Here is a 20466-nt window from a genome sequence, read left to right as displayed (position 1 = left end):
CGCCTTTTGCGTCCTGAAATGAGTTTGTCCGTGCAGTGTTTCGCCCGCTGGGGAATTGCATTGCTGATTTGTTACAAGAACCTCTAGGAAGTAAATGGTGCATATCTGGCTTGTTACGGTTATGTTTCACCCGCTCCACAGGCCGCCGGCCGCCAACCAAGCAAGGAACCCAGCCCTATGACGGCACCCACACGTGTGAGCCGGGCCACAATGCGGATTCTGTCCGTTATCCGACCCCAACGGCCCGGACTCCCCCGCGACGTGAAGGTGATGCTGGCGGCTGCCTTCCTGATTGCCCTCGGTTTCGGACTTGTTGCGCCCGTGCTGCCGCAATTCGCCACAACTTTCGACGTGGGGGCGACGGCCGCCGCGGTGATCGTGAGCATCTTCGCTTTTATGCGGCTGGTGTTCGCGCCCGCCGGAGGCGCCCTCATCGGCCGGCTCGGCGAACGGCCTGTCTATGTTGGCGGCCTGCTGATCGTGGCGGTGTCGACGGCGGCCTGCGCTTTCGCACAAAACTACTGGCAGCTCCTGGTCTTCCGGGGGCTGGGCGGGGTGGGCTCGGTGATGTTCACCGTGGCGTCGATGTCTCTTGTGGTCCGGCTGTCACCGCCGGAAAGCCGGGGCCGGGTGTCCGGAGCCTACGCATCCTCCTTCCTGATCGGCAGCGTCCTGGGCCCGGTGGTGGGCGGCCTGCTCGCAGGTTTCGGGCTGAGGGTGCCGTTCCTCTGTTACGCCGCTGCCCTTGTCCTCGCTGCCATCGTGGTGCAGACCCAGCTCAGCCACACACCCACTTCGGCGAGGTCCGCCGGGGACCACGCTCCGGCCATGCGTTTCGCGGATGCCCTCGGGATCGGCGCCTACCGCTCGGTCCTGGTTTCCAGCTTCGCCAACGGCTGGGCAACCTTCGGCGTGCGGATGGCCACCGTGCCCCTCTTCGCTGTTGCTGCGCTCGGCGCGGGTCCTGAAACTGCCGGCCTGGCGCTTGCCGTGTTTGCCGGCGGAAACGCTGCCGCGCTGACGTTTTCCGGCCGGCTGGCCGACAGCCTGGGCCGGAAGCCGATGATGATTGCGGGGCTCCTTGTCGCCGGGGCCGCCACGGCAGCCATCGGCTTCACCTCCCACCTGGGCTGGTTCCTGGCGGCCTCCGCAGTGGCCGGGGTGGGGTCCGGCCTTCTGGGTCCCGCGCAACAGGCAGCCGTGGCCGACGTCATCGGGAACGAGCGGTCAGGCGGGCGCGTGTTGGCCGCGTACCAGATGACTACGGACATCGGTGCGATTTTGGGCCCGGTGCTGGTGGGATTCCTCGCCGATCAGCTGGGTTACGGCTGGGCGTTCGGCGTCACCGGCGGGGTCCTGGTGGTGGCCGCCGCCTGCTGGTCAGTCACGCGCGAGCCGCTAAAACGTACCGAGGGGTGGGATCCCACCGCCTAAGCATGCGCTTAGCCGCGGGATCCCACCCCTCGATTGTCGGAGCCGGCCCTTAGTTAAGCAGGGCGTCCACAAAGCCTTCAGCGTCAAACGGAGCCAGGTCATCGGCACCTTCGCCAAGACCGATCAGCTTGACCGGCACACCCAGTGACTTCTGGATGGCCACCACGATTCCACCCTTGGCCGTGCCGTCCAGCTTGGTCAGGACGATGCCGGTGATGTTCACTACCTCGGCGAAGACGCGGGCCTGGTTGAGGCCGTTCTGGCCAGTGGTGGCGTCCAGCACCAGCAGGACCTCGTCCACTTCGGCAAGCTTCTCGATGACGCGCTTGACCTTGCTGAGTTCGTCCATCAGGCCGGTCTTGTTCTGCAGGCGGCCCGCCGTGTCGATCATGACAACGTCGACTTCCTGGTCGATGCCTGCCTTGACCGCCTCATAGGCGACAGACGCGGGATCCGCGCCGTCGACGTCGGACTTCACCGTGGCAACGCCCACGCGCTGTCCCCACGTGGCCAACTGCTCCGCCGCGGCAGCGCGGAACGTGTCCGCCGCACCCAGCAGCACGTCCTTGTCCTCGGCCACGAGCACCCGGGCGAGCTTGCCCACTGTGGTGGTCTTTCCCACGCCGTTGACGCCCACCACCAGCACGATGGCTGGCTTGTCGCCCTGCCTGTCCGTGCGCAGGCTGCGGTCCATGGTCGGATCCACCAGTTTGATGAGTTCTTCGCGCAGCAGTGCCTTGACCTGCTCCGGTGTCCGGGTGCCGAGGACTTTGACCCGTTCCCGGAGCGCGTCAACCAGTTGCATGGTCGGTTCGGTTCCCAGGTCCGCCAGAAGGAGGGTTTCCTCAACTTCGTCCCAAACGTTTTCATCGATTTTGTCACTGGAGAGCAGGGCCAGCAGGCCCTTGCCCAGGATGTTGTTGGACCGGACCAGGCGTTCGCGCAGGCGCATCAGGCGGCCGGCCACCGGCAGGGGGGTTTCCACCTGGATGGTTTCAAGGCCCGCCGCGTCGTCGGGCACGTCAGTGGTTTCGAGGCCTTCGAGGTCTTCGAGGTCGACGCCGGCTGGAGCCTTCCGCTCGGCCGGAACCACGGGAGCGTCTTCGAGCAGTGTTCCCCCGCCGGCGACGGGGTCATTGGCGTCACGCGTCCCGGGGTACTGCGTGATGTTCTTCCGCGCCTTCAACAGGACCGGGATCAGTCCGCCAATAATCGCCAGGGCAGCAACAATGGACAGAATAATGGGGAGGATGTCATTCACTCCCCTAGCTTCTCACAACGCAGCATCCGATTGCGGCGGCCACTTGCACAGACTCTAGACCTCAGCTCCCAGGCGCTGGCTGATGACGGTGGAGACGCCGTCGCCGCGCATTGTGACGCCGTAGAGCGCATCAGCCACCGCCATGGTCCGTTTCTGGTGCGTAATCACGATCAGCTGGCTGGACTCCCGCAGTTCCTCGAAGATAGAGATGAGCCGGCCCAGGTTGGTGTCGTCAAGGGCCGCCTCCACTTCATCCATCACGTAGAACGGCGAGGGACGGGCCTTGAAGATGGCCACCAGCAGTGCGACGGCGGTGAGGGACCGTTCCCCCCCCGAGAGCAGTGAGAGCCGCTTGATCTTTTTGCCCGCCGGCCGCGCCTCTACCTCGATGCCTGTGGTGAGCATGTCTGAGGGGTCGGTGAGGACCAGACGTCCTTCCCCACCGGGAAAGAGCCGGCCAAAAACGTGGACGAACTGGGCCTGGGTGTCCTCAAATGCCTCGGCAAATACCCTCTGGACCCGGTGGTCCACTTCCTTGATGATGTCCAGCAGGTCCTTACGGCTGGATCTGAGGTCCTCAAGCTGGGTGCTCAGGAAATGGTGCCGCTCTTCGAGGGCCGCGAATTCCTCCAGTGCCAGCGGGTTGACCTTGCCCAGGGCGGACAGGTCGCGTTCGGCTTTTCGCAGCCGCTTCTCCTGTTCCGCCCTGTCAAACGGTTTGCCCTCGATCACCGGAGCGCCGCTCTCATCCACCGGGGCCCTGAGGGCAGCCCACTTGTCGCCGCTTTCCCCGGCGGGGACAGGCACGGGCACGTCGGGACCGTAGTCTGCCACCAAAACGTCCGGGGTAATGCCGAGTTCGTCGATGGACCGCGTTTCCAGGGCTTCGATCCGTGCCCGGTGCTGGGCCCGGACCAGCTCGTCCCGATGGACCGAATCGGTCAGCTCCGCCAACTCGCGGGCCAACGAATCGTTGCTGGTCCTGATCGCCTGCAATTGACGGTCCCGCTGTTCCCGGTTTTCCTCGGCGAGATCGCGCCCCCCACGTGCCAGCTCCACAGACACATCGATGAAGCGGACGGCCAGCTCCACGCCTGCTGACACGGCGGCCGCGCGCCGTGCCTGGAGCCGCCGGCGGCGGGCACGTTCCGCAGCTTCTTCCCTGGCCTTGCGTTCAGTTGCGGCGGCCCGCTCCAGTGAGACGGCCCTGTTCCGGCTGGCCGCCATTTGTTCTTCGGTACTGCGGAGCGCCAGCCGGGCATCCATCTCCGCGGACCGGGCAAGGGACGCCGCCAGAGCCAGGGCATCGCGCTGCTCCGTAGACGGCTCCTGTTCGGCGGGCGCCTCCTGCGCCGCTCCGAGCCTTGCGGCTATGGCCGCCAGCGCCTCTTCCTCCGTGCCCACATTCGCCTCAGCCCTGGCCAGCGAGTCGGCCAGCCTGTCACTTTCACCCACGGCGCTTCGCAGGATCGAGTTCAAATGCCCCAGCCGTTCCGCGACAGCCGCCAGCCGTGCGTCTGAGTCATGGAGCCTGTCCAGCGCGGTCTCGGCCCTCGCTTGGGCGTTGGTGCGCCTTGCCTCAGCGCCTGCCAGGGCAAACCGCTTCCGTTCGAGCTCGGCTGCGACGGCGGCGAGCCGGGTTTCGGCGTCGTCGACGGCGGCCTGAACCTCAAGCAGCGACGGCACCTTCGCGGAGCCTCCGGTGACGGTCAGTGCGGTCAGGACGTCCCCTGCGCTGGTCACAGCTGTCAGGTCCGGCCGTTCGGCCACCAGCTTGCCTGCGCCGGGCAAATCTTCAACGACGGCGAACCCGGCGAGGAGTGCTGCCACCGCCTGGCCGTCGTCGGCGGAGACCAGGTCGACAGCCCAGCGGGCACCCGCGGGCAAGGACCCGGCCGATGCGGGGTTGGGGCGTGCCAGTGGTGCAGCGGATTCCAGCAGCAGGGCGGCCCGGCCGGCGTCGTCATCCTTCAGGAGTTGCACTACGGCGGCGGCCACCGCGGGATCCCGGACCACGATCGCTTCGGAGACATCCCCGAGTGCGGCGGCAATCGCCGTCTCGTACCCTGTTTCAACAGCCAGGGACGAAGCCAGGGTGCCGCGGACACCGTCGAGGCCGGAGCTGAGTACGTGCGCCGCGCCGTCTTTGCGGTTGAGTCCAAGCTGCAGTGCGTCGCGCCGGGCCACCAGGGCCTCGCGTTCGCGGACTGCTTCTCCCCCGCTGGCAGTTAGGCCGGCAATCTCCTGCTGGACGGCGTCGAGTTCGGCGCTGGCGTCCTCGTAGTCGGCGTCGAGGCCTTCTTCTCCTTCCTCGACACCTGCCACCTGGGTTTCCAGGGCGGTGAACTCGGTCTGGGCCTTACGGCGGCGTTCCTGGCCGGCGGCGAGTGACTCGCGGAGCCTGCCCAGTTCGGCCTGGGCGGACTCCACGCGCGATCTCGCCGCACCTACCTGGCCGGCGAGCTTCGCGAGCCCTTCGCGGCGGTCTGCTGCGGCGCGGAGGACAGCCGTGAGCCGCTTGTCCTCGGCCACGGCGGCGCGTTCGGCCTCGGTCCTGGCCGCTGTAGCTGACTCGAGGGCGCTGCGCCGGTCAAGGATGTGGCGCTCGAGCCCTGTCAGCTCGTCCCGGACTCTGGCGGCCTGCCGTTCGAGCTGCTCCGGGTCCCTCCCCGAGGACGGGTCGGCGCCTACTGCCCCGAGCAGCCGGCCCCGTTCCTGGGCAAGGGCGCCGAGGGACCGGAGGCGTTCCCGTGCTGCGGTCAGCCGGTACCAGGAGTCGCGCGCTGAGTTCAACCTGGCCGTGGCCTCGGCGGCGAGTTGTTCCAGCCCGGCCTGCCCCCGGCGCCCGGCTTCCAGTTCCTGCTCCACAACCGCCCGGCGGGCTTTGAGGGCCGCCTCATCCGCCACATCCTGCTCAAGGGAGTCCTGCTCCCGGACCAGATCGTCGGCCAACAGCCGCGCACGGGCGTCGCGGACATCGAACTGGACCCGCTGGGCCCGGCGCGCCACGTCAGCCTGTTTACCAAGCGGTGTGAGCTGGCGCCTGATCTCGCCCGTCAGGTCGTTCAGTCGCTGCAGGTTCGCCTGCATGGCTTCGAGCTTGCGGACTGTCTTTTCCTTGCGGCGGCGGTGTTTGAGGATACCTGCGGCCTCCTCGATGAAACCGCGGCGGTCCTCAGGAGTGGCGTGCAGGACCTTGTCCAGCTGTCCCTGGCCCACAATGACATGCATTTCCCGGCCGAGGCCCGAGTCGGAGAGCAGTTCCTGGATGTCGAGCAGGCGGCAGCTGGCCCCGTTGATGGCGTATTCGGATCCGCCGGCACGGAACAAGGTCCGTGAGATGGTGACCTCGCTGTACTCAATGGGCAGCGCCCCGTCAGTGTTGTCGATGGTCAGGGAGACATGGGCACGGCCCAGTGGCGGCCGCCCGGACGTCCCGGCAAAAATCACGTCTTCCATTTTGCCGCCGCGCAGGGTTTTGGCGCCCTGCTCCCCCATCACCCAGGACAGGGCGTCCACCACATTGGACTTCCCGGAGCCGTTCGGTCCCACTACGGCCGTGACTCCGGGCTCGAAGTCGAACGTCGTGGCCGAGGCAAACGACTTGAATCCCCGGACGGTAAGGCTCTTGAGGTGCAAGGTGTTTCTGGCTCCTGCTCGGCGGACTGGGCGCGCTGTTGATCCGGAATATCATTCAGACATACCCGAGTGTTCGGACTCACTCGGGTGCCCGGGGGACGGCCCCGGCTACCTACAATCTACTGCGGGGCTGCGACAATTCCGCGCAGATCCGTGCGAAACCGCTCCAGGCGGCATGTGCAGGAACTAAGCAACACCGGGCATAGTTAACCCTTGGGCTTGTGCTGGATAGTGCGGTCAACCGCGGGAGTGCAGGACGAATACGAACAGGGGCTTTGATTTGACAGGGAATGCAACATTCCGGCACGACAACACCGCCTTGCTTTCGGTGAGCAGCGTCGAAGCTCCGAAGATTGTCAGTTCCGCGGATTTCGACCGAAGGCTGGCCCCGACCCTGCGGCGGCTGAAGTTCCCGCCAAAGCTGCTTGAACGGGTCGCCGGCATCACGCACCGGCGCTGGTGGGCCCCCGGGACAGCGTTCGACGATGCCGCCATTGAGGCCGGCGCGAAGGCCATGGCCGAGTCCGGCGTCGAAGCGTCCGAGGTGGGCCTGCTGATCAACACTTCGGTCACGCGGCGCAGCCTCGAACCGTCAGTCGCGGTGAAAATCCACCACGGACTCAGCCTGCCGTCGTCGGCGATGAACTTCGACCTGGCCAACGCGTGCCTCGGCTTCGTCAACGGCCTGACACTGGCGGCCAACATGATCGACTCCGGCCAGATCAAATACGCAATGATCGTCAACGGTGAGGATGCCCAGGCCACGCAGGAGGCAACCCTGGCCCGGCTACTGCGGCCCGAGACCACACGCGAGGACTTCGGCCGCGAGTTCGCCACGCTCACCTTGGGCTCCGGAGCCGCCGCGGCCGTTCTGGGCCCGGCGGACCAGCACCCCGGGGCGCACCGGATCGTCGGCGGCGTGATGCGCGCCGGCACCGAGCACCATGAACTGTGCGTAGGCGGCATAGACGGCATGGCCACCGACACCAAGGGCCTGCTCGATGGCGGCCTGCGGCTCGTCGTCGACGCCTGGCACGAGGCCCAGCCCGAGTGGGACTGGGGCTCAATGGACCGCTACGTTACGCACCAGGTGAGCAATGCCTATACACAAGCGATCATCGAGGCAATCGGCCTGGATCCGAAAAAGGTCCCCATCACGTTCCCGCACTGGGGCAACGTAGGGCCGGCATCCCTTCCCATGACCCTCGCTGCCGAAGCTCAGAGTCTGGGAACCGGGGACCGCGTGCTGTGCATGGGCGTCGGTTCCGGCCTGAACACCGCCCTAATGGAAATTGCGTGGTAGCCGCCGACTGGCCCGGCGTGGACCCCGAGTGGTCGCGCGAAATCGAGGTTGCATCCACCTCCGACACAGATGAGCCCGCAACCGTACGCCGCTGGCACCTGCTCGATAACGGCGCGCAGCTCGCACGCCGCGGCCTGACTCCGGCCGGCACCCTGCTGTGCGTGCACGGCAATCCCACGTGGTCCTTTCTTTGGCGGACCCTGCTGGCCGCCGGATCCGACCCCGCCCACCCATGGCGGGTGGTGGCGGTGGACCAGCTGGACATGGGCTACTCCGAGCGCACCGGAACGTTCCGGCGGCTAGCGGACCGGATCAACGACCTGGGCGACCTGACCGCCGCCCTGGAGCTGGCCGGACCGGTGATCACCGTCGGCCACGACTGGGGCGGCGTCATCAGCCTCGGCTGGGGCCTGGCACATCCGCAGCAGCTGGCCGGCGTTGTGCTGACCAACACTGCCGTCCACCAGCCGTCCGACTCCCCCATCCCGCCGGCGCTGCGGCTTGCCCTGCACCCTGCCGTCCACCGCTGGGGAACGACGACGTCGGACGCCTTCCTGCGGGTGACGCATTCCCTGGCGCACCCGCCGCTGGCCGCGGATGTCCGCAGTGCCTTCATGGCCCCCTACCGCCGCGCCGGCCTCCGCGCCGGGGTGGGCAATTTTGTCGCGGACATTCCAGCGGACCCGTCCCATCCCAGCTTCGCCGTGCTCAGCCACGTTGCCGAAGGACTGCGCGGGCTGAAGGTTCCTGCCCTGATGCTCTGGGGCCCCCGGGACCCGATCTTTTCGGACCGGTACCTGAAGGACCTCATCGGCCGGCTGCCACACGCGAAAGTGCACCGCTTCGAGGGTGCCGGCCATCTTGTCGCCGAAGACCGTGACATCGCCGCGCCGGTCTTCGAATGGCTGGCCGAGCTCGGTGGGGACAGTGGGCCCGGCCTTCAGGGGAAGGACATGAGCGGCGCCCCTGCATTGGAGTACAACGCCGGGACCCAGAAGTCCGGCATCGGAATCCCGCCTCTGTGGGATCCGCTCATTGAGCTGGCAACTGGACCCGCGGGCGGGGACACCGCCGTCGCGGAAATGTCCGCGGACGGTGGCATCTCCCGCTCGCTCAACTGGCGGGAGCTGGAACAGAACATTGCCGTCCTCGCGGCGGGCCTGGACGAAATCGGAGTAGGGCGTCGCAGCCGGGTGAGCCTGATGGTTCCGCCGGGCGTGGATTTGACCGTGGTGCTCTACGCCTGCCTGCGGCTAGGCGCAGTGGTGGTCGTGGCCGACGCCGGCCTGGGCACCCGCGGCCTGAGCCGCGCCGTGAAGGGCGCCACCCCGGATTTCCTCATTGGAATCGACAAGGCGCTGGCGGCCGCCTCGATGCTCGGCTGGCCGGGCAGGCGCGTCAGTGTGCGGGATCTGCCGGCCGCCCGCCGCCGCCTCCTCGGCGTCGAAACCTCGCTCACCGCCCTCGTCCGCCGCGGAACCAGCCTCCTCAGCCGCAACCCGCCGCTGCAGGCTCCGTCCCAGGGCGCCCCGGAACCGGGCGCACCGGCCGCCGTGCTCTTCACCTCCGGCTCCACCGGTCCCGCCAAGGGCGTGCTTTACACCCACCGGCAGCTGGCCGCGATGCGGGATACCGTGGCAACAACGCTGGGGATCCGTCCCGGTGCCCGCCTGGTGGCGGGCTTCGCGCCGTTCGCCCTGCTGGGACCCGCGCTCGGAGCGGTTTCGGTGACACCCGCCATGGACGTCACGGCGCCCCGCACCCTGACGGCCCGCGCGCTGGCGGAAGCCGCCGAGGCCATCGACGCCACCGTGGTTTTCGCCTCACCCGCGGCGCTGCGCAATGTCCTGGCCACCAAGGGCAGCCTGAGCGGCGCCGGGAACGAGGCACTGGGACGCGTGGAGCTGCTGCTCTCCGCCGGCGCGCCCGTCCCCGAGTCCCTCCTCGCAGAGTTGCAGCTGCTGCTGCCCAGCGCCTCGCTCCACACGCCCTACGGGATGACCGAGGCGCTGCCCGTCACCGACATCAGCCTCGAAGATATCCGCGCCGCTGAGGCCGACGCCGGCGCGGGGACCATGGCGGGGGCCGGTAACGGCGTGTGCGTGGGCCTGCCAGTGCACGGCGCCCGCGTGGCCGTCATCCCGCTCGCTGCAGACGGGACCGCGCCGGGAAACCACCCGGTCACAGATGCTGGGGTCACTGGTGAAATCCTGGTCAGCGCCCCGCATGTGAAGGATGCCTACGACCGGCTCTGGCTGACCCAGCGCGAAAGCGTGCGCACGGACGGCTGGCACCGCACCGGCGACGTCGGGCACTTCGACGCCACCGGCCGCCTCTGGGTGGAGGGACGCCTCGCGCACCTCGTGACGGCGGCCGGTTCTGTGGTGACGCCAGTGGGCGCCGAGCAGGCCATCGAACGCCTGGCCGACGTCGGCCTTGCCGCCGTCGTTGGGGTGGGCCCGGCCGGGACGCAGGCCGTCGTCGCCGTCGTCGAGACTGTACCTCCTGCCCGCCGGGCCGGCCCTGCCGCGCCGCAACTCGCCGGGCGGGTACGGGAGGCGGCCCGTCAGGCAGGCGTCAGCGTCTCTGCGGTGCTCGCAGTCCCTGCCCAGCCAACCGATATCCGCCACAACGCCAAGATTGACCGGACCCGCCTCTCCCGGTGGGCGACGACCGTACTGGCCGGCGGCCGGCCGGGCACGCCATGAGGGTCCTCGTCACAGGAGCGAGCGGCCTGCTCGGCCGTGAAGTCGCCCGGCTGCTGGTGCGGCAGGGACACGCAGTCACCACGTTCCAGCGGCGTCCCGCGGTTGTGGACGGCGTCGAGGACCTCACCGGGTCAGTTGCGGACGTCGAGGCCGTACGCCGCGCCGTCACCGGCGCCGAGGGCGTCATCCACCTCGCCGCGAAGGTCTCCTTCACCGGCCGCGCCGCGGATTTCGACCAGGTCAATATCGAAGGAACCCGCCGCCTGCTCCGGGCGGCCCGGGAGGGCGGCGTCCGGGATTTCGTATTCGTCTCCTCCCCGTCCGTGGCCAACTCCGGGACCGCCATCGCCGGGCTGGGCGCCGGGCCGGCGGACCCGGACCGGGCGCACGGCCACTACGCCAGCACCAAAGCCGAGGCCGAACTGCTGGCGCTGGCCGCGGACTCACCGGAATTCCGGGTCGCGGCGGTGCGCCCGCACATCGTCTGGGGCCCGGGCGACACTCAGTTGGTGGAACGGGTGCTGGAACGTGCCGGCCGCGGCCGCCTGCCGCTGCTCGACGCCGGCGCGGCACTGATCGACACAACCTACGTTGACAACGCCGCCTCGGCCCTGGTCGCCGCGCTGCACCGCAGCGAGCACATCCATGGCCGGGCGCTGGTGGTCACTAACGGCGAACCCCGGCCGGTTGGCGAGCTGCTGGCAGGCATCTGCGCAGCGGGCGGGGTACCGGCACCGTCGTGGAGCGTGCCGGGCAGACTGGCGCGGGCTGCGGGATCCGTGGTGGAGAAGGTCTGGATCCGGGCCGGCCGGGAGGAGGAGCCGCCCATGACCAGATTCCTTGCTGAGCAGCTCTCCACCGCCCACTGGTTCGACCAGCGCGAGACCCGCGAACTCCTCAACTGGGCCCCCGCCGTCTCGATTGACGAAGGCCTGGCGAGGCTGGCCGACTACTACGGTCCGCCATCAATTCGACTCCCCTACCAGCGTCCGTTCCGCGGGCGCGGCTGGCACACCGGGCACGTGTAGGCCGAGCGGTTCATGAACTGTTCGCGGCGAATGGTGGAGTTAATTCCGACGGCGGTGCACCGGTTGCAGGGCTGCCCTTCCCTGCCGTACGCATTAAGGGAGCGGTCAAAGTAGCCGGAAGCACCGTTAACGTTGACGTACAGGGAATCGAAGCTGGTGCCGCCGGCTGCCAGGGCGTCCAGCATGACCTCGCGGGCACACGTGAGGACGCGTTCAGCGTCGGCACGGCGCAGTTTGTCGGTAGGCCGGGCGTAGTGCAGGCCGGCCCGCCACAGTGCCTCGTCGGCGTAGATGTTGCCGATTCCCGAGACCAGTCCCTGGTCCAGGAGGGCGCGTTTGAGGCCCGTCCTGCGCTTCTTGAGCCGGCTGTAGAACAGGTCGAAGGAAAACGCCGGGTCCAGGGGGTCCCGGGCGATGTGGGCTGCCTCTTCGGCAATCAGGGGAAGCGGCGATTCGGCGAGGCCGCCGGGGCCGCCGTCGCCCGTAGGGACCATGTCCGTCACGAAGAGCCCGCCAAAAATGCGCTGGTCCACAAACCGGAGCTCGCCCGGCATACCGTCACCAGGGCTCAGGCGAAGCCGCACCTTGAGGTGCTTTTCATCCGGCACGGACGGGTCCTGCATCAGCAGCTGGCCGCTCATGCCCAGGTGCGCCATGAGGGCGATGGCAGGTGCGGCGGTTCCTGAGAATCCATCGGCGGTGGCGATCTCCGGGGCCTCGCGCAGCGGCATCCACAGGAACTTTCCGCGCCGGACCACATCCGTCACGGTGGTGCCTTGGAGGTTGCCGATGAAGTCCTCCGGGCCCAGTGTGTGACGGCGGAGGGAGCGGGGGTCCAACACGTCCACTGACGTGATGGTCCGGCCGCGGAGCCAGTTCACCAACCCGCGCCGGACCACTTCAACTTCAGGAAGTTCGGGCAACGCTTGACCTAGACGCTGGAAGCGGACTCGGCTGGTCCGCCTGCCGCGGCCGATTCCTTGGTTCCGGACAGTGCACGCCAGGCGTCTGAGGCGGCTTCCTGCTCGGCTTCCTTTTTGGAGTGGCCCGAGCCGTTGCCGTACGGCTTGCCACCGATGTTCAGGACAGCTTTGAAGGTGCGGGCGTGGTCCGGACCGGCTCCGTCGACTGCGTAGAAGATGGTGCCGAGTTGCCGGCTGGCGGCGAGCTCCTGGATGCTGGTCTTCCAGTCGGTTCCGGCGCCGAGGGCGGCTGCGTCCTTCAGGAGAGGGCCGATCAGGCGCATGACCAGCTGGCGTGCGGTTTCAATGTCGTTGGACACGTAGGTGGCACCGATGAGTGCCTCCATGGTGTCGGCCAGGATGGAGGCTTTGTTCTTGCCCTCGGTGAGCTTTTCGCCCTGTCCCAGGTAGATGTAGTCCCCAATGCCGAGGCTCCGGCCGATGCCGGCGAGAGCGCGGGTGCTGACCACCGCGGAACGGCGCTTGGCCAGGTCGCCTTCAGGCAATGTGGGATTGTCCCGGTACAGGGCGTCCGTGACGGAGAAGCCCAGGATGGAGTCGCCGAGGAACTCCAGCCGCTCGTTGGTGGGGATGCCGCCGTTTTCGTAGGCGTAGGAACGGTGTGTCAGAGCAAGACGAAGCGTCCCGGCGTCAATAGAGACACCGAGACGCTTCAGAAGCTCTTCAGTTGAAGACATCATCTCAGCCTAGGGGGCCGATTAGACGTCTGCGACCTTGCGGCCCTTGTACTCAAGGAACAGCGCAGTGCCAGCCGAGTCGGTGACGACCTTTGCCTGGTGCGGCAGGCTGTAAACAACCTGGCCGTTCTCTACGGTCTTCACCAGGTGGGGGGCAGTTGCCTTCCACTGGGAGCGGCGGGCGCGGGTATTCGAGCGAGACATTTTCCGCTTGGGAACAGCCACGGCTAACTCATTTCTCTCTAGACAAACACGTACAAATCAATTTTGCCGGTCAGGCTTAGCCATATCAGCTAGGGCAGCCCAGCGAGGATCCAAGACCTCGTGGTGGTGCCCCGGCTCGTCTTCCAGGCGAACTCCGCATTCGGAACAAAGGCCCTGGCAGTCTTCCCGGCACACCGGCTGGAACGGCAGCATGGTTATGACTGCGTCCCGCAACACCGGTTCAAGATCGATCAGATCGTACTCGACTCGACGTTGCTCTTCTTCGTCTTCTTCATCCGAAAGCACGACGCCCTCATAGAAGAAAAGTTCTTGCACATTGACCTCAAGGTCATACGCAAGGGGATCCAGGCATCGCCCGCATTCGCCCGTTACTGCAGCGATAGCGGTTCCTGATACCAGGATTCCTTCGTGTACGGCCTCAAGCCTCATGTCCAGCTCGATATCCGAGCCTTCCTGAACGCCAATCAGCGCCACACCAATATCACTTGGCGCGGGTACATGTTCTTTCAGTGTCCGCATGCTGCCCGGGCTGCGCCCGAGATCCTTGACGTCGAACGCCAAGGGCGAACTAGCATCTCGTTTAATGAGAACTCCTGTTGAACATATGACCGACGTACCATCTTAGCCTGAAGAACCGCGGGGACTCAAACCAGGCCAGTGCCCCGTGCTGGGGCGGACGTCGAAGTACCGCACTAGCTTACCCTCTTGGCAGTCGATCCTATGCCGACTCGCCAGCGAGCAGCCTTTTTTGAACCGACCGCGGCACGTAATCGGAGACGCTGCCGCCCAGGCTGGCAACTTCCTTGATGAGCGTGGAGGACAGATGCAGGTAATGCGCCTCGGCAGGCAGGAACACCGTCTCCACCCCGCTGAGCTGACGGTTCATGGTGGCCATCGGAAGTTCGTAATCGAAGTCCGACGACGAGCGGAGGCCTTTCACGATTGCCGACACTCCGCGCTGGCGGCAATACTCCGCCAAGAGGCCCTCCCCTACAGGTTCCACCACGATGCCTTGCAGGGATGCCAGGGTTTCGCGCGCCATGTCGATGCGGTCCCCGAGGCTGAATTTGTACTTCTTGGCATAGTTGTTGGAAACAGCCACGATCACTTCATCAAAAAGGCCCGCCGCACGGGCAATGACCTCGAGATGACCGTTGTGGATGGGGTCAAAGGATCCGGGGCAGACAGCGCGTCTCATGCACCGAACCTACCGCATGGGACGGCCGGGATACCATGACTGGATGCATCCACCACGGGAACTTTACCTGCCCGCCGCACCGGCTCCGTGGCAGCGCACCGCGGCCGGCGCCAACCTCCTGGGCCCGGCCGGGCAGCTTGGCGTAACCATCTTCGAGGAGATGACCACCCTGGCGTTGCAGACCGGCGCGATCAACCTGGGGCAGGGCTTTCCGGATGAGGACGGTCCCGCGCAAATCAAAGCCGCAGCCATAGCGGCCATTGCGGCGGGGGCCAACCAGTATGCGCCGGGCAAGGGCATCCTGGAACTGCGTGAGGCGGTTGCTGTCCACCAGGAACGGTTCTACGGATTGGCCCCGGACCCGCAGACCGAGGTGATCGTCACCACCGGAGCAACCGAAGCCATCGCGGCCGCCCTGCTGGCCTTCATCGGGCCGGGCGATGAAGTGCTGACCTTCGAGCCGTTCTATGACTCTTACGGCGCTGTCATCGGGCTGTCGGGCGCCACCCACATCACGGCACCGCTGCTGGCGCCCGACTTTTACCCGGACATGCCGGCCCTGGAAGCCGCCTTCAGTGACCGGACCCGGGTGGTGCTGCTGAACAACCCGCACAATCCCACCGGCGCGGTCTTCCCACGCGAGGTTCTGCAGCGAGTCGTCGAACTTGCCCGCAAGCATGACTGCCTGATCGTCACCGATGAGGTGTATGAGCACCTCACCTTCGGCTCCGGTCACATTCCGGTGGCCACGCTGCCGGGTGCCGCGGACAGGACCCTCACCATCTCCTCGGCAGGGAAGACCTTCTCCTTCACCGGCTGGAAGATCGGCTGGCTGACCGGCCCCAAAGAGCTGGTGGCAGCAGTCCGCACCGTCAAGCAATTCCTGACCTACAGCTCCGGCACCCCGTTCCAGGCCGCCATTGCGGCAGGGCTGGCCCTGCCGGATGAGTTTTACCACGGCATTTCTGCCACCCTCCAGCGGAAGCGGGACATCCTGAGCACAGGCCTCCGCACCGCCGGATTCGACGTTTTTATCCCGCAGGGCACATATTTCGTCAATGTGGACACCGCGCCCCTTGGCATTGCCGACTCCGTGGACCTTGCCCGCCGGCTTCCGGCCTTGGTGGGAGTGGCGGCCATCCCCGTCCCCGTGTTCTGTCATCCGGAAGGAGCGGAACGGACCCGCAGCCTGCTGAGATTCGCTTTCTGCAAGAAGGTGGCCGTCCTCGAAGAGGCCGCCGCCCGGCTGGCCACACTCAGCGGAAAGCTGTGATGGCGGAGGCCGGCAGCCCGCGGTCCAACCGGTTCCTGCGGACCACGGGACAGCACGCCGCCATCGAGCCCGATTCCTTCACCGACGGCGCTTATGTCCTGAGCATCGGCGGCGCCGAGCAGTCCCACGTCGATCTGGCCCGCCCGGAGGAGATTTTTTACGAATACCTGCGGCGGATCGGCCACCTGGTGGACCTTGCGGCTCCGGCGGGCAGGCCCATCACAGCGCTGCATCTGGGCGCAGGGGCGCTGACCCTTGCACGGTACATCCAGGCGACACGGCCCGGTTCGGTCCAGTACGCAGTGGAGCTGGAGCGGGAGCTCCTCGATTTTGTTTTGCAGCAGCTCCCCCTGCCCGTCGGAAGCGACCTGCACACCATCATCGGCGATGCCCGCGACGCCCTGTCCGTCCTAAATCCGGACCTTGAGTTCGACGTCGTCATCTTGGACATTTTCTCCGGGCCCGAAGCGCCGGCGCACATTGCCTGCACGGAGTTCTACGAGGAGGCCCGTGCACACCTCGGCCCCCAGGGCCTGCTGATCGTCAACGTGGGCGATGAACCCGGCCTCACGCTGGTCCGAAGCCAGGTTGCTGCCCTGCGCCGCGCTATGACCGATGTAGCCGCGTTCGCCGAAACAGGCATGTTTGGCGGCCGCTACCCCGGCAACATCATCCTGACCGGCACGCAGACGGCGTGGCCTGCGGACTGGACCGCCGAACTGACAGCGCGCGGCCCCCACCCGGCGAAGGTTATGGCGGGCGTGGACCTGGACGCCCTCGCAGGGCCGGCCGCGAGCTAAGCGGCGCGGTCCACGCCTCCGCTTCCTGACCCGCGTCAGACCTCGCCCGCTGCCTGCCCGTCAACGACAACGTCCGGCGTGATGGCGTCCGGGACGGAGGGCTCCGCGAACCACAGTTTGGTTTCACCGTATTTCTTCTCCGCAAACCGCTCCAGGCCGGCCGGCCAGGTTGGCTCAGGCGAACGCGAGGACCGTTCCACCACCACCAGCGCCGCCGGAGTGAGATGGTCTGCAAGCTTGGCCAGCACCGCGGACAGGGCAGGCTCATCCAATGGATAGGGCGGGTCCAGGAAAACGAGGTCCCAGCGGACCGCCTCCGGTGCGCGCTCCAGGAAGGACTCCACCTTGGACCGGTGGACGGTCACAACTTTGCGGGCCAGCACGCCGTTGATGAGGTCGGCGTTGCGCTGGCACACTGAACTCGCCTTGGCATCGAATTCCACGAGGTCGACGGTGTCGGCCCCCCTGCTGCCGCTCTCCAGACCCAGCGATCCCGACCCCGCGTAGAGGTCCAAAACCCGGGCTCCGGCAATGATCCCGAAGGCGTCAAGGCGGGAGAACAATGCTTCCTTGACGCGGTCCGTGGTGGGACGGGTGAGGGAACCGGGCACGCTGACCAATGGGGTACTGCCTGCGGCACCCGCAATGATGCGGCTCATGCCCGCCTGCTATCCGCGCTCAAGGAACGCCTCCTTTTCGGGGTTCAAATATTCGTCAATGGCCTCAGCCAAACGGGGATGCCGCGCCAGTGACGGGTCTTTCCGCACTACGTCCTGGGCGTCCTGCCTGGCGCGGGCAATGATGTCCTCATGCTCGAGGACGCGCAGCAGTTTCAGGGTGGAACGGCCGCCGGACTGCGACGCCCCCAGGATGTCGCCCTCCCGCCGCAGCTTGAGGTCCTCCTGGGACAGCTCGAAGCCGTCGGTGGTTGACGCCACGGCGTCCAGCCTTCGCCGGCTCGGGTGCCCGGGCTCGAGGCTCGTGACCAGCAGGCAGGTTCCGGGGAGGCCGCCGCGGCCCACCCGGCCACGCAACTGGTGCAGCTGCGAAATGCCGAAGCGGTCGGCATCGAGGATCACCATCAACGTTGCGTTGTGGACGTCGACCCCGACTTCGATGACGGTAGTGGAGACCAGGAGCCTGGTCCGGTTGGCGGTGAAATCCGCCATCGCGGCGGACTTCACCGCAGCGTCCAGCCGGCCGTGCATCGGCCCCATCGGCACACCGGCCAGGGCGGGCTCCTGCTGGAGTTGTTCGACGACGGCGGTCACCGACGCGAGCTCGCGCGCCCCGCCATCGCTGCCCAGCTCAGCCGCAGAAGGTTCCGCTTCCCCCGGACTGAAATCGCCGTCGTCGTCCGTCCCGATCCTGGGGCACACAACAAACACCTGGTGCCCGGCGTCGATCTCCTCCCGTGAACGGGACCAGATGCGCCCCGCCCAGCCGGGGTTCTCGGCGAGGCCCACCACGTGGGTGGAAATCGGTGCCCGGCCCGCGGGGAGCTCGTCCAGGACCGATGTTTCAAGGTCGCCGAACACCGTCATGGCAACGGTCCGGGGAATCGGCGTCGCCGTCATAACAAGAAGGTGTGGCGGCTTGATGGCCTTGGAGCGGAGAACGTCCCGCTGCTCCACGCCGAACCGGTGCTGTTCGTCCACCACGATCAGGCCAAGGTCATAAAACGCCACGTTGTCGCTGAGCAGCGCGTGCGTGCCGATCACAATCCCGGCCGCACCGGAAGCGGCATCGAGCAGTGCGTGTTTGCGGGCGGCGGCGGGCATGGAACCGGTGAGCAGCGTGACCTGCACAGCATTATTGGCGAGGCCGCCGAGCAGCCCGTCCGAGGACAGCATGGGATGGCGGGACAGGGAACCCAGCGTGCGGCGGATAGATTCGAAATGCTGGGCCGCGAGGACTTCGGTGGGCGCCAACAGTGCTGCCTGCCCACCGGCATCCACCACCTGCAGCATGGCACGGAGCGCGACGATGGTTTTGCCGGAGCCCACCTCGCCCTGCAGGAGCCGGTTCATGGGGCTGGCCTGCGCAAGTTCACCGGCAACGGTTTTTCCGACGGCGGCCTGCCCGGCGGTCAGTGTGAAGGGTAGCTGCCGGTCGAAGGCCGTCAGCAGCCCCTCGGCCGCCGGTCGGCGCGCAGTGGCTTCTTCGACAGCGAGCTGGGCACGGCGACGTGCCAGGGCAGCCTGCAGGACCAGGGCTTCCTGGTAGCGGAGCCGGTCCTGGGCCCGCAACCAGTCGGGCTTCGATGCGGGCTGGTGGATAAGGCGGTAAGCCTCGGCCACAGGCAGGAAATTCTCCCGGCGGGCAACGGCGTCGGGCAGTGGGTCCGGCAGCGCATCCAGATCCACTGTTTCGAGCAGCGTGGCGACCACCCTCTGGATCGACCAGCTGGTGAGCTTGGCGGTGGCCGCATACACCGGGATGGGGACGGCAGCCAACTTTTCCGGGTCCATAGGCGGCAAATCCGGATCGTCTTCGAGGAGGTGGAATTCGGGGTTGGTCAGACCCAGCGACGGGCCATACCGCTTCACTTTGCCGGAGAACAGCACACGACGGCCGGGCAGGAGCTCGGCCTTTGCCCGAAATCCGCGAAAGAAAGTGATCTTGAGCGTGCCGTGCCCGGTGCCGGGGCCTACCGCCGAAAGGCGCGGACGGCCGTGGGATTCGGCGTCGTCGGTGACGATGACGTCCGTGATGGAACCGCTTTTGGTATGCATCTTTCGGGTGCTGTTGGACAGCACCCGCGCAATCAGGGTAACTTCCTCATCCACAGGCAGCTCGCTGATGGGCGTCAGCTCACCTCGGGTCAGATACCGCCGGGGGAAATAGTTCAGCAGCCCGCCGACAGTGGTGATTCCCAGGTGCTTCTCAATGACCGAAGCTGAGCGTTTCCCGATCCGGCGTTCCAGACCCAGGTGCAGTTCAGCGCTCATGCCCGTTGGAGCCCACTGGATCTGCTTCGGGGTCGCGCGGCAGCGCCAGCTCGCTGACCGTGATATCCGTGGGGTCCCCCAAGGCGCGGATAAGCGTGACGGCCGGTTCGGCCTCTGCGACATGGACATGGACGCGCCAGCGGTAGTTGCCGACCGGATCCGCGGCGCTGCCCACCTGGCTCATGATGACGGAGTCGCCGATCTCGTCCAGCCGTTGACGGAGGGTGGCTGCGTTCAGTGGCGAGAGGCTGATGGTGCACATGACCTCCACACCGTCGTCGTCCGGCAGGCTGGTGTGGATGTGCGGGTCCTGGACGTCATAGCCGTGGAGCCCGTCCAGGAGTTCGCTCTGCAGCTCTATTCCCAGGACGGCGGAGCGGAGGCAGTCGAGGATCAGGAGCATGCCCACACCTCCCGCATCGACAACGTGCGCTGCGTGGAGGGCGTCCAACTGGTCCTCGGTGTGGACAACTGCCGCCAAGGCACCCTTTACCATCGCGTCGAGGGCAAGGCCAAGGGCGTGGTTGCTGTCGTCGCCATTTTGCCGTGCGTCCACTGCGGCGGCGGCCCGGGCCGCTGCCTCCATCACGGACAACATGGTGCCGGGGACGGGGTCGCTCAAGGCGGACCAGGCCCGGAGCTGCGCCCGGTTCAGCGCTGCGGCGAGGAGGGCGGACGTCAGCCGGGTATGGCCTGTCAGCGGCTCGGCGGCGGCGCACAGGAAGACGGAAAACAGTGTGCCCGAGTTACCCCGCGCCTGCTCCATCGCAGCTTGGCCGGCCGCCGCGAGGCAGGCTCCCACATCCGCCTGGCCGGCGTCGGAGGGGCCTGCGCCGCTGCCTTGCAGGGCACGTGCTGCGGCGCGGACGGTGAGGTAAAGGTTAGTCCCGGTATCGCCGTCCGCTACGGGGAAAATGTTGATGGCATTGATGCGGTCGCTGTGGTTACCGATGGCCGTTTCAGCCTTGTCCAACCACCGCTTCATC

General features: G+C 66.9%; 16 protein-coding genes. 6 read left to right on the top strand and 10 right to left on the bottom strand.

The genetic code is table 11. The annotated features are described in order from the left end of the window. The first annotated feature begins 177 nt into the window (after positions 1-177). Positions 178-1434 (top strand): MFS transporter, encoded by a 1257-nt coding sequence (locus ABIB45_RS01620; protein ID WP_502909084.1) that lies wholly within the window; start codon positions 178-180, stop codon positions 1432-1434. A 49-nt stretch (positions 1435-1483) separates the two neighbouring features. Here the strand turns inward: ABIB45_RS01620 and ftsY are convergent, their stop codons facing one another. Further along, the gene (gene ftsY / locus ABIB45_RS01615; protein WP_354214176.1) at positions 1484-2695 is read right to left on the bottom strand and encodes a signal recognition particle-docking protein FtsY; all 1212 of its coding nucleotides are present in this window, start codon (positions 2693-2695) and stop codon (positions 1484-1486) included. A gap of 54 nt (positions 2696-2749) precedes the next feature. Continuing rightward, positions 2750-6334 (bottom strand): chromosome segregation protein SMC, encoded by a 3585-nt coding sequence (gene smc, locus ABIB45_RS01610; RefSeq protein ID WP_354214175.1) that lies wholly within the window; start codon positions 6332-6334, stop codon positions 2750-2752. 280 nt (positions 6335-6614) lie between these two features. Here smc and ABIB45_RS01605 point away from each other — a divergent pair, with 280 nt between their 5' ends. The 3 genes from ABIB45_RS01605 to ABIB45_RS01595 are packed head-to-tail and all read left to right on the top strand — an operon-like array spanning position 6615 to position 11373. Next, positions 6615-7637, top strand: a complete 1023-nt coding sequence (locus ABIB45_RS01605; RefSeq protein WP_354214174.1) for a 3-oxoacyl-ACP synthase III — start codon at positions 6615-6617, stop codon at positions 7635-7637. After that, positions 7631-10345 carry an alpha/beta fold hydrolase gene (locus ABIB45_RS01600; protein WP_354214172.1) on the top strand — a complete coding sequence of 905 codons (2715 nt, stop codon included), beginning with the start codon at positions 7631-7633 and terminating at the stop codon, positions 10343-10345. Before ABIB45_RS01605 ends, ABIB45_RS01600 begins: the two co-directional genes overlap by 7 nt. After that, positions 10342-11373: an NAD-dependent epimerase/dehydratase family protein gene (locus ABIB45_RS01595; protein WP_354214171.1), complete on the top strand. Its 1032-nt coding sequence runs from the start codon at positions 10342-10344 to the stop codon at positions 11371-11373. Before ABIB45_RS01600 ends, ABIB45_RS01595 begins: the two co-directional genes overlap by 4 nt. Here ABIB45_RS01595 and mutM read toward each other — a convergent pair. From mutM to coaD, 5 genes are all read right to left on the bottom strand, one after another. Continuing rightward, on the bottom strand, positions 11325-12296 hold the full coding sequence (gene mutM, locus ABIB45_RS01590; protein ID WP_354214170.1) for a bifunctional DNA-formamidopyrimidine glycosylase/DNA-(apurinic or apyrimidinic site) lyase: 972 nt from the start codon (positions 12294-12296) through the stop codon (positions 11325-11327). The two genes, ABIB45_RS01595 and mutM, sit on opposite strands and share 49 nt — an antisense overlap. Positions 12297-12304: 8 nt before the next feature. Further along, on the bottom strand, positions 12305-13033 hold the full coding sequence (gene rnc, locus ABIB45_RS01585) for a ribonuclease III (protein ID WP_354214169.1): 729 nt from the start codon (positions 13031-13033) through the stop codon (positions 12305-12307). A 21-nt stretch (positions 13034-13054) separates the two neighbouring features. Continuing rightward, on the bottom strand, positions 13055-13258 hold the full coding sequence (gene rpmF / locus ABIB45_RS01580) for a 50S ribosomal protein L32 (RefSeq protein ID WP_056738282.1): 204 nt from the start codon (positions 13256-13258) through the stop codon (positions 13055-13057). Positions 13259-13294: 36 nt separating this feature from the next. Continuing rightward, complete coding sequence (locus ABIB45_RS01575; protein ID WP_354214167.1) at positions 13295-13819, bottom strand: YceD family protein; 525 nt, start codon at positions 13817-13819, stop codon at positions 13295-13297. Between the two features lie 157 nt (positions 13820-13976). Continuing rightward, on the bottom strand, positions 13977-14456 hold the full coding sequence (gene coaD / locus ABIB45_RS01570) for a pantetheine-phosphate adenylyltransferase (protein ID WP_354214165.1): 480 nt from the start codon (positions 14454-14456) through the stop codon (positions 13977-13979). A gap of 43 nt (positions 14457-14499) precedes the next feature. Here coaD and ABIB45_RS01565 point away from each other — a divergent pair, with 43 nt between their 5' ends. Both ABIB45_RS01565 and ABIB45_RS01560 read left to right on the top strand, forming a co-directional pair. After that, positions 14500-15729 carry an aminotransferase class I/II-fold pyridoxal phosphate-dependent enzyme gene (locus ABIB45_RS01565; RefSeq protein ID WP_354214164.1) on the top strand — a complete coding sequence of 410 codons (1230 nt, stop codon included), beginning with the start codon at positions 14500-14502 and terminating at the stop codon, positions 15727-15729. Beyond that, entirely contained in the window at positions 15729-16529 is an 801-nt protein-coding gene (locus ABIB45_RS01560) for a spermidine synthase (RefSeq protein ID WP_354214162.1), read from the top strand. Before ABIB45_RS01565 ends, ABIB45_RS01560 begins: the two co-directional genes overlap by 1 nt. Before the next feature lie 35 nt (positions 16530-16564). Here ABIB45_RS01560 and rsmD read toward each other — a convergent pair whose 3' ends face one another. From rsmD to ABIB45_RS01545, 3 genes are read right to left on the bottom strand one after another with little or no spacing between them, the layout of a single operon-like run. After that, a complete protein-coding gene (gene rsmD, locus ABIB45_RS01555) occupies positions 16565-17188 on the bottom strand; it encodes a 16S rRNA (guanine(966)-N(2))-methyltransferase RsmD (RefSeq protein ID WP_354214161.1) in 624 nt (207 codons plus the stop codon). A 9-nt stretch (positions 17189-17197) separates the two neighbouring features. Continuing rightward, positions 17198-19480: an ATP-dependent DNA helicase RecG gene (locus tag ABIB45_RS01550; RefSeq protein ID WP_354214160.1), complete on the bottom strand. Its 2283-nt coding sequence runs from the start codon at positions 19478-19480 to the stop codon at positions 17198-17200. Beyond that, positions 19470-20465: a DAK2 domain-containing protein gene (locus ABIB45_RS01545; RefSeq protein WP_354214158.1), complete on the bottom strand. Its 996-nt coding sequence runs from the start codon at positions 20463-20465 to the stop codon at positions 19470-19472. Before ABIB45_RS01545 ends, ABIB45_RS01550 begins: the two co-directional genes overlap by 11 nt. Position 20466 lies beyond the last annotated feature (1 nt).

Origin of the sequence: Arthrobacter sp. UYCo732 (genome assembly GCF_040547265.1) — a bacterium.
Taxonomy (GTDB): Bacteria; Actinomycetota; Actinomycetes; order Actinomycetales; family Micrococcaceae; genus Arthrobacter.
This window is presented reverse-complemented; position numbering and strand designations above follow the sequence as displayed.

Bases quoted from the DNA above. Each gene is read 5' to 3' on its own strand.
- ABIB45_RS01620 (WP_502909084.1), top strand. From the start codon at position 178: ATGACGGCACCCACACGTGTGAGCCGGGCCACAATGCGGATTCTGTCC.
- ABIB45_RS01595 (WP_354214171.1), top strand. From the start codon at position 10,342: ATGAGGGTCCTCGTCACAGGAGCGAGCGGCCTGCTCGGCCGTGAAGTC.
- rnc (WP_354214169.1), bottom strand. From the start codon at position 13,033: ATGTCTTCAACTGAAGAGCTTCTGAAGCGTCTCGGTGTCTCTATTGAC.
- coaD (WP_354214165.1), bottom strand. From the start codon at position 14,456: ATGAGACGCGCTGTCTGCCCCGGATCCTTTGACCCCATCCACAACGGT.
- ABIB45_RS01565 (WP_354214164.1), top strand. From the start codon at position 14,500: ATGCATCCACCACGGGAACTTTACCTGCCCGCCGCACCGGCTCCGTGG.
- ABIB45_RS01560 (WP_354214162.1), top strand. From the start codon at position 15,729: ATGGCGGAGGCCGGCAGCCCGCGGTCCAACCGGTTCCTGCGGACCACG.
- rsmD (WP_354214161.1), bottom strand. From the start codon at position 17,188: ATGAGCCGCATCATTGCGGGTGCCGCAGGCAGTACCCCATTGGTCAGC.
- ABIB45_RS01550 (WP_354214160.1), bottom strand. From the start codon at position 19,480: ATGAGCGCTGAACTGCACCTGGGTCTGGAACGCCGGATCGGGAAACGC.
- ABIB45_RS01545 (WP_354214158.1), bottom strand. From the start codon at position 20,465: ATGAAGCGGTGGTTGGACAAGGCTGAAACGGCCATCGGTAACCACAGC.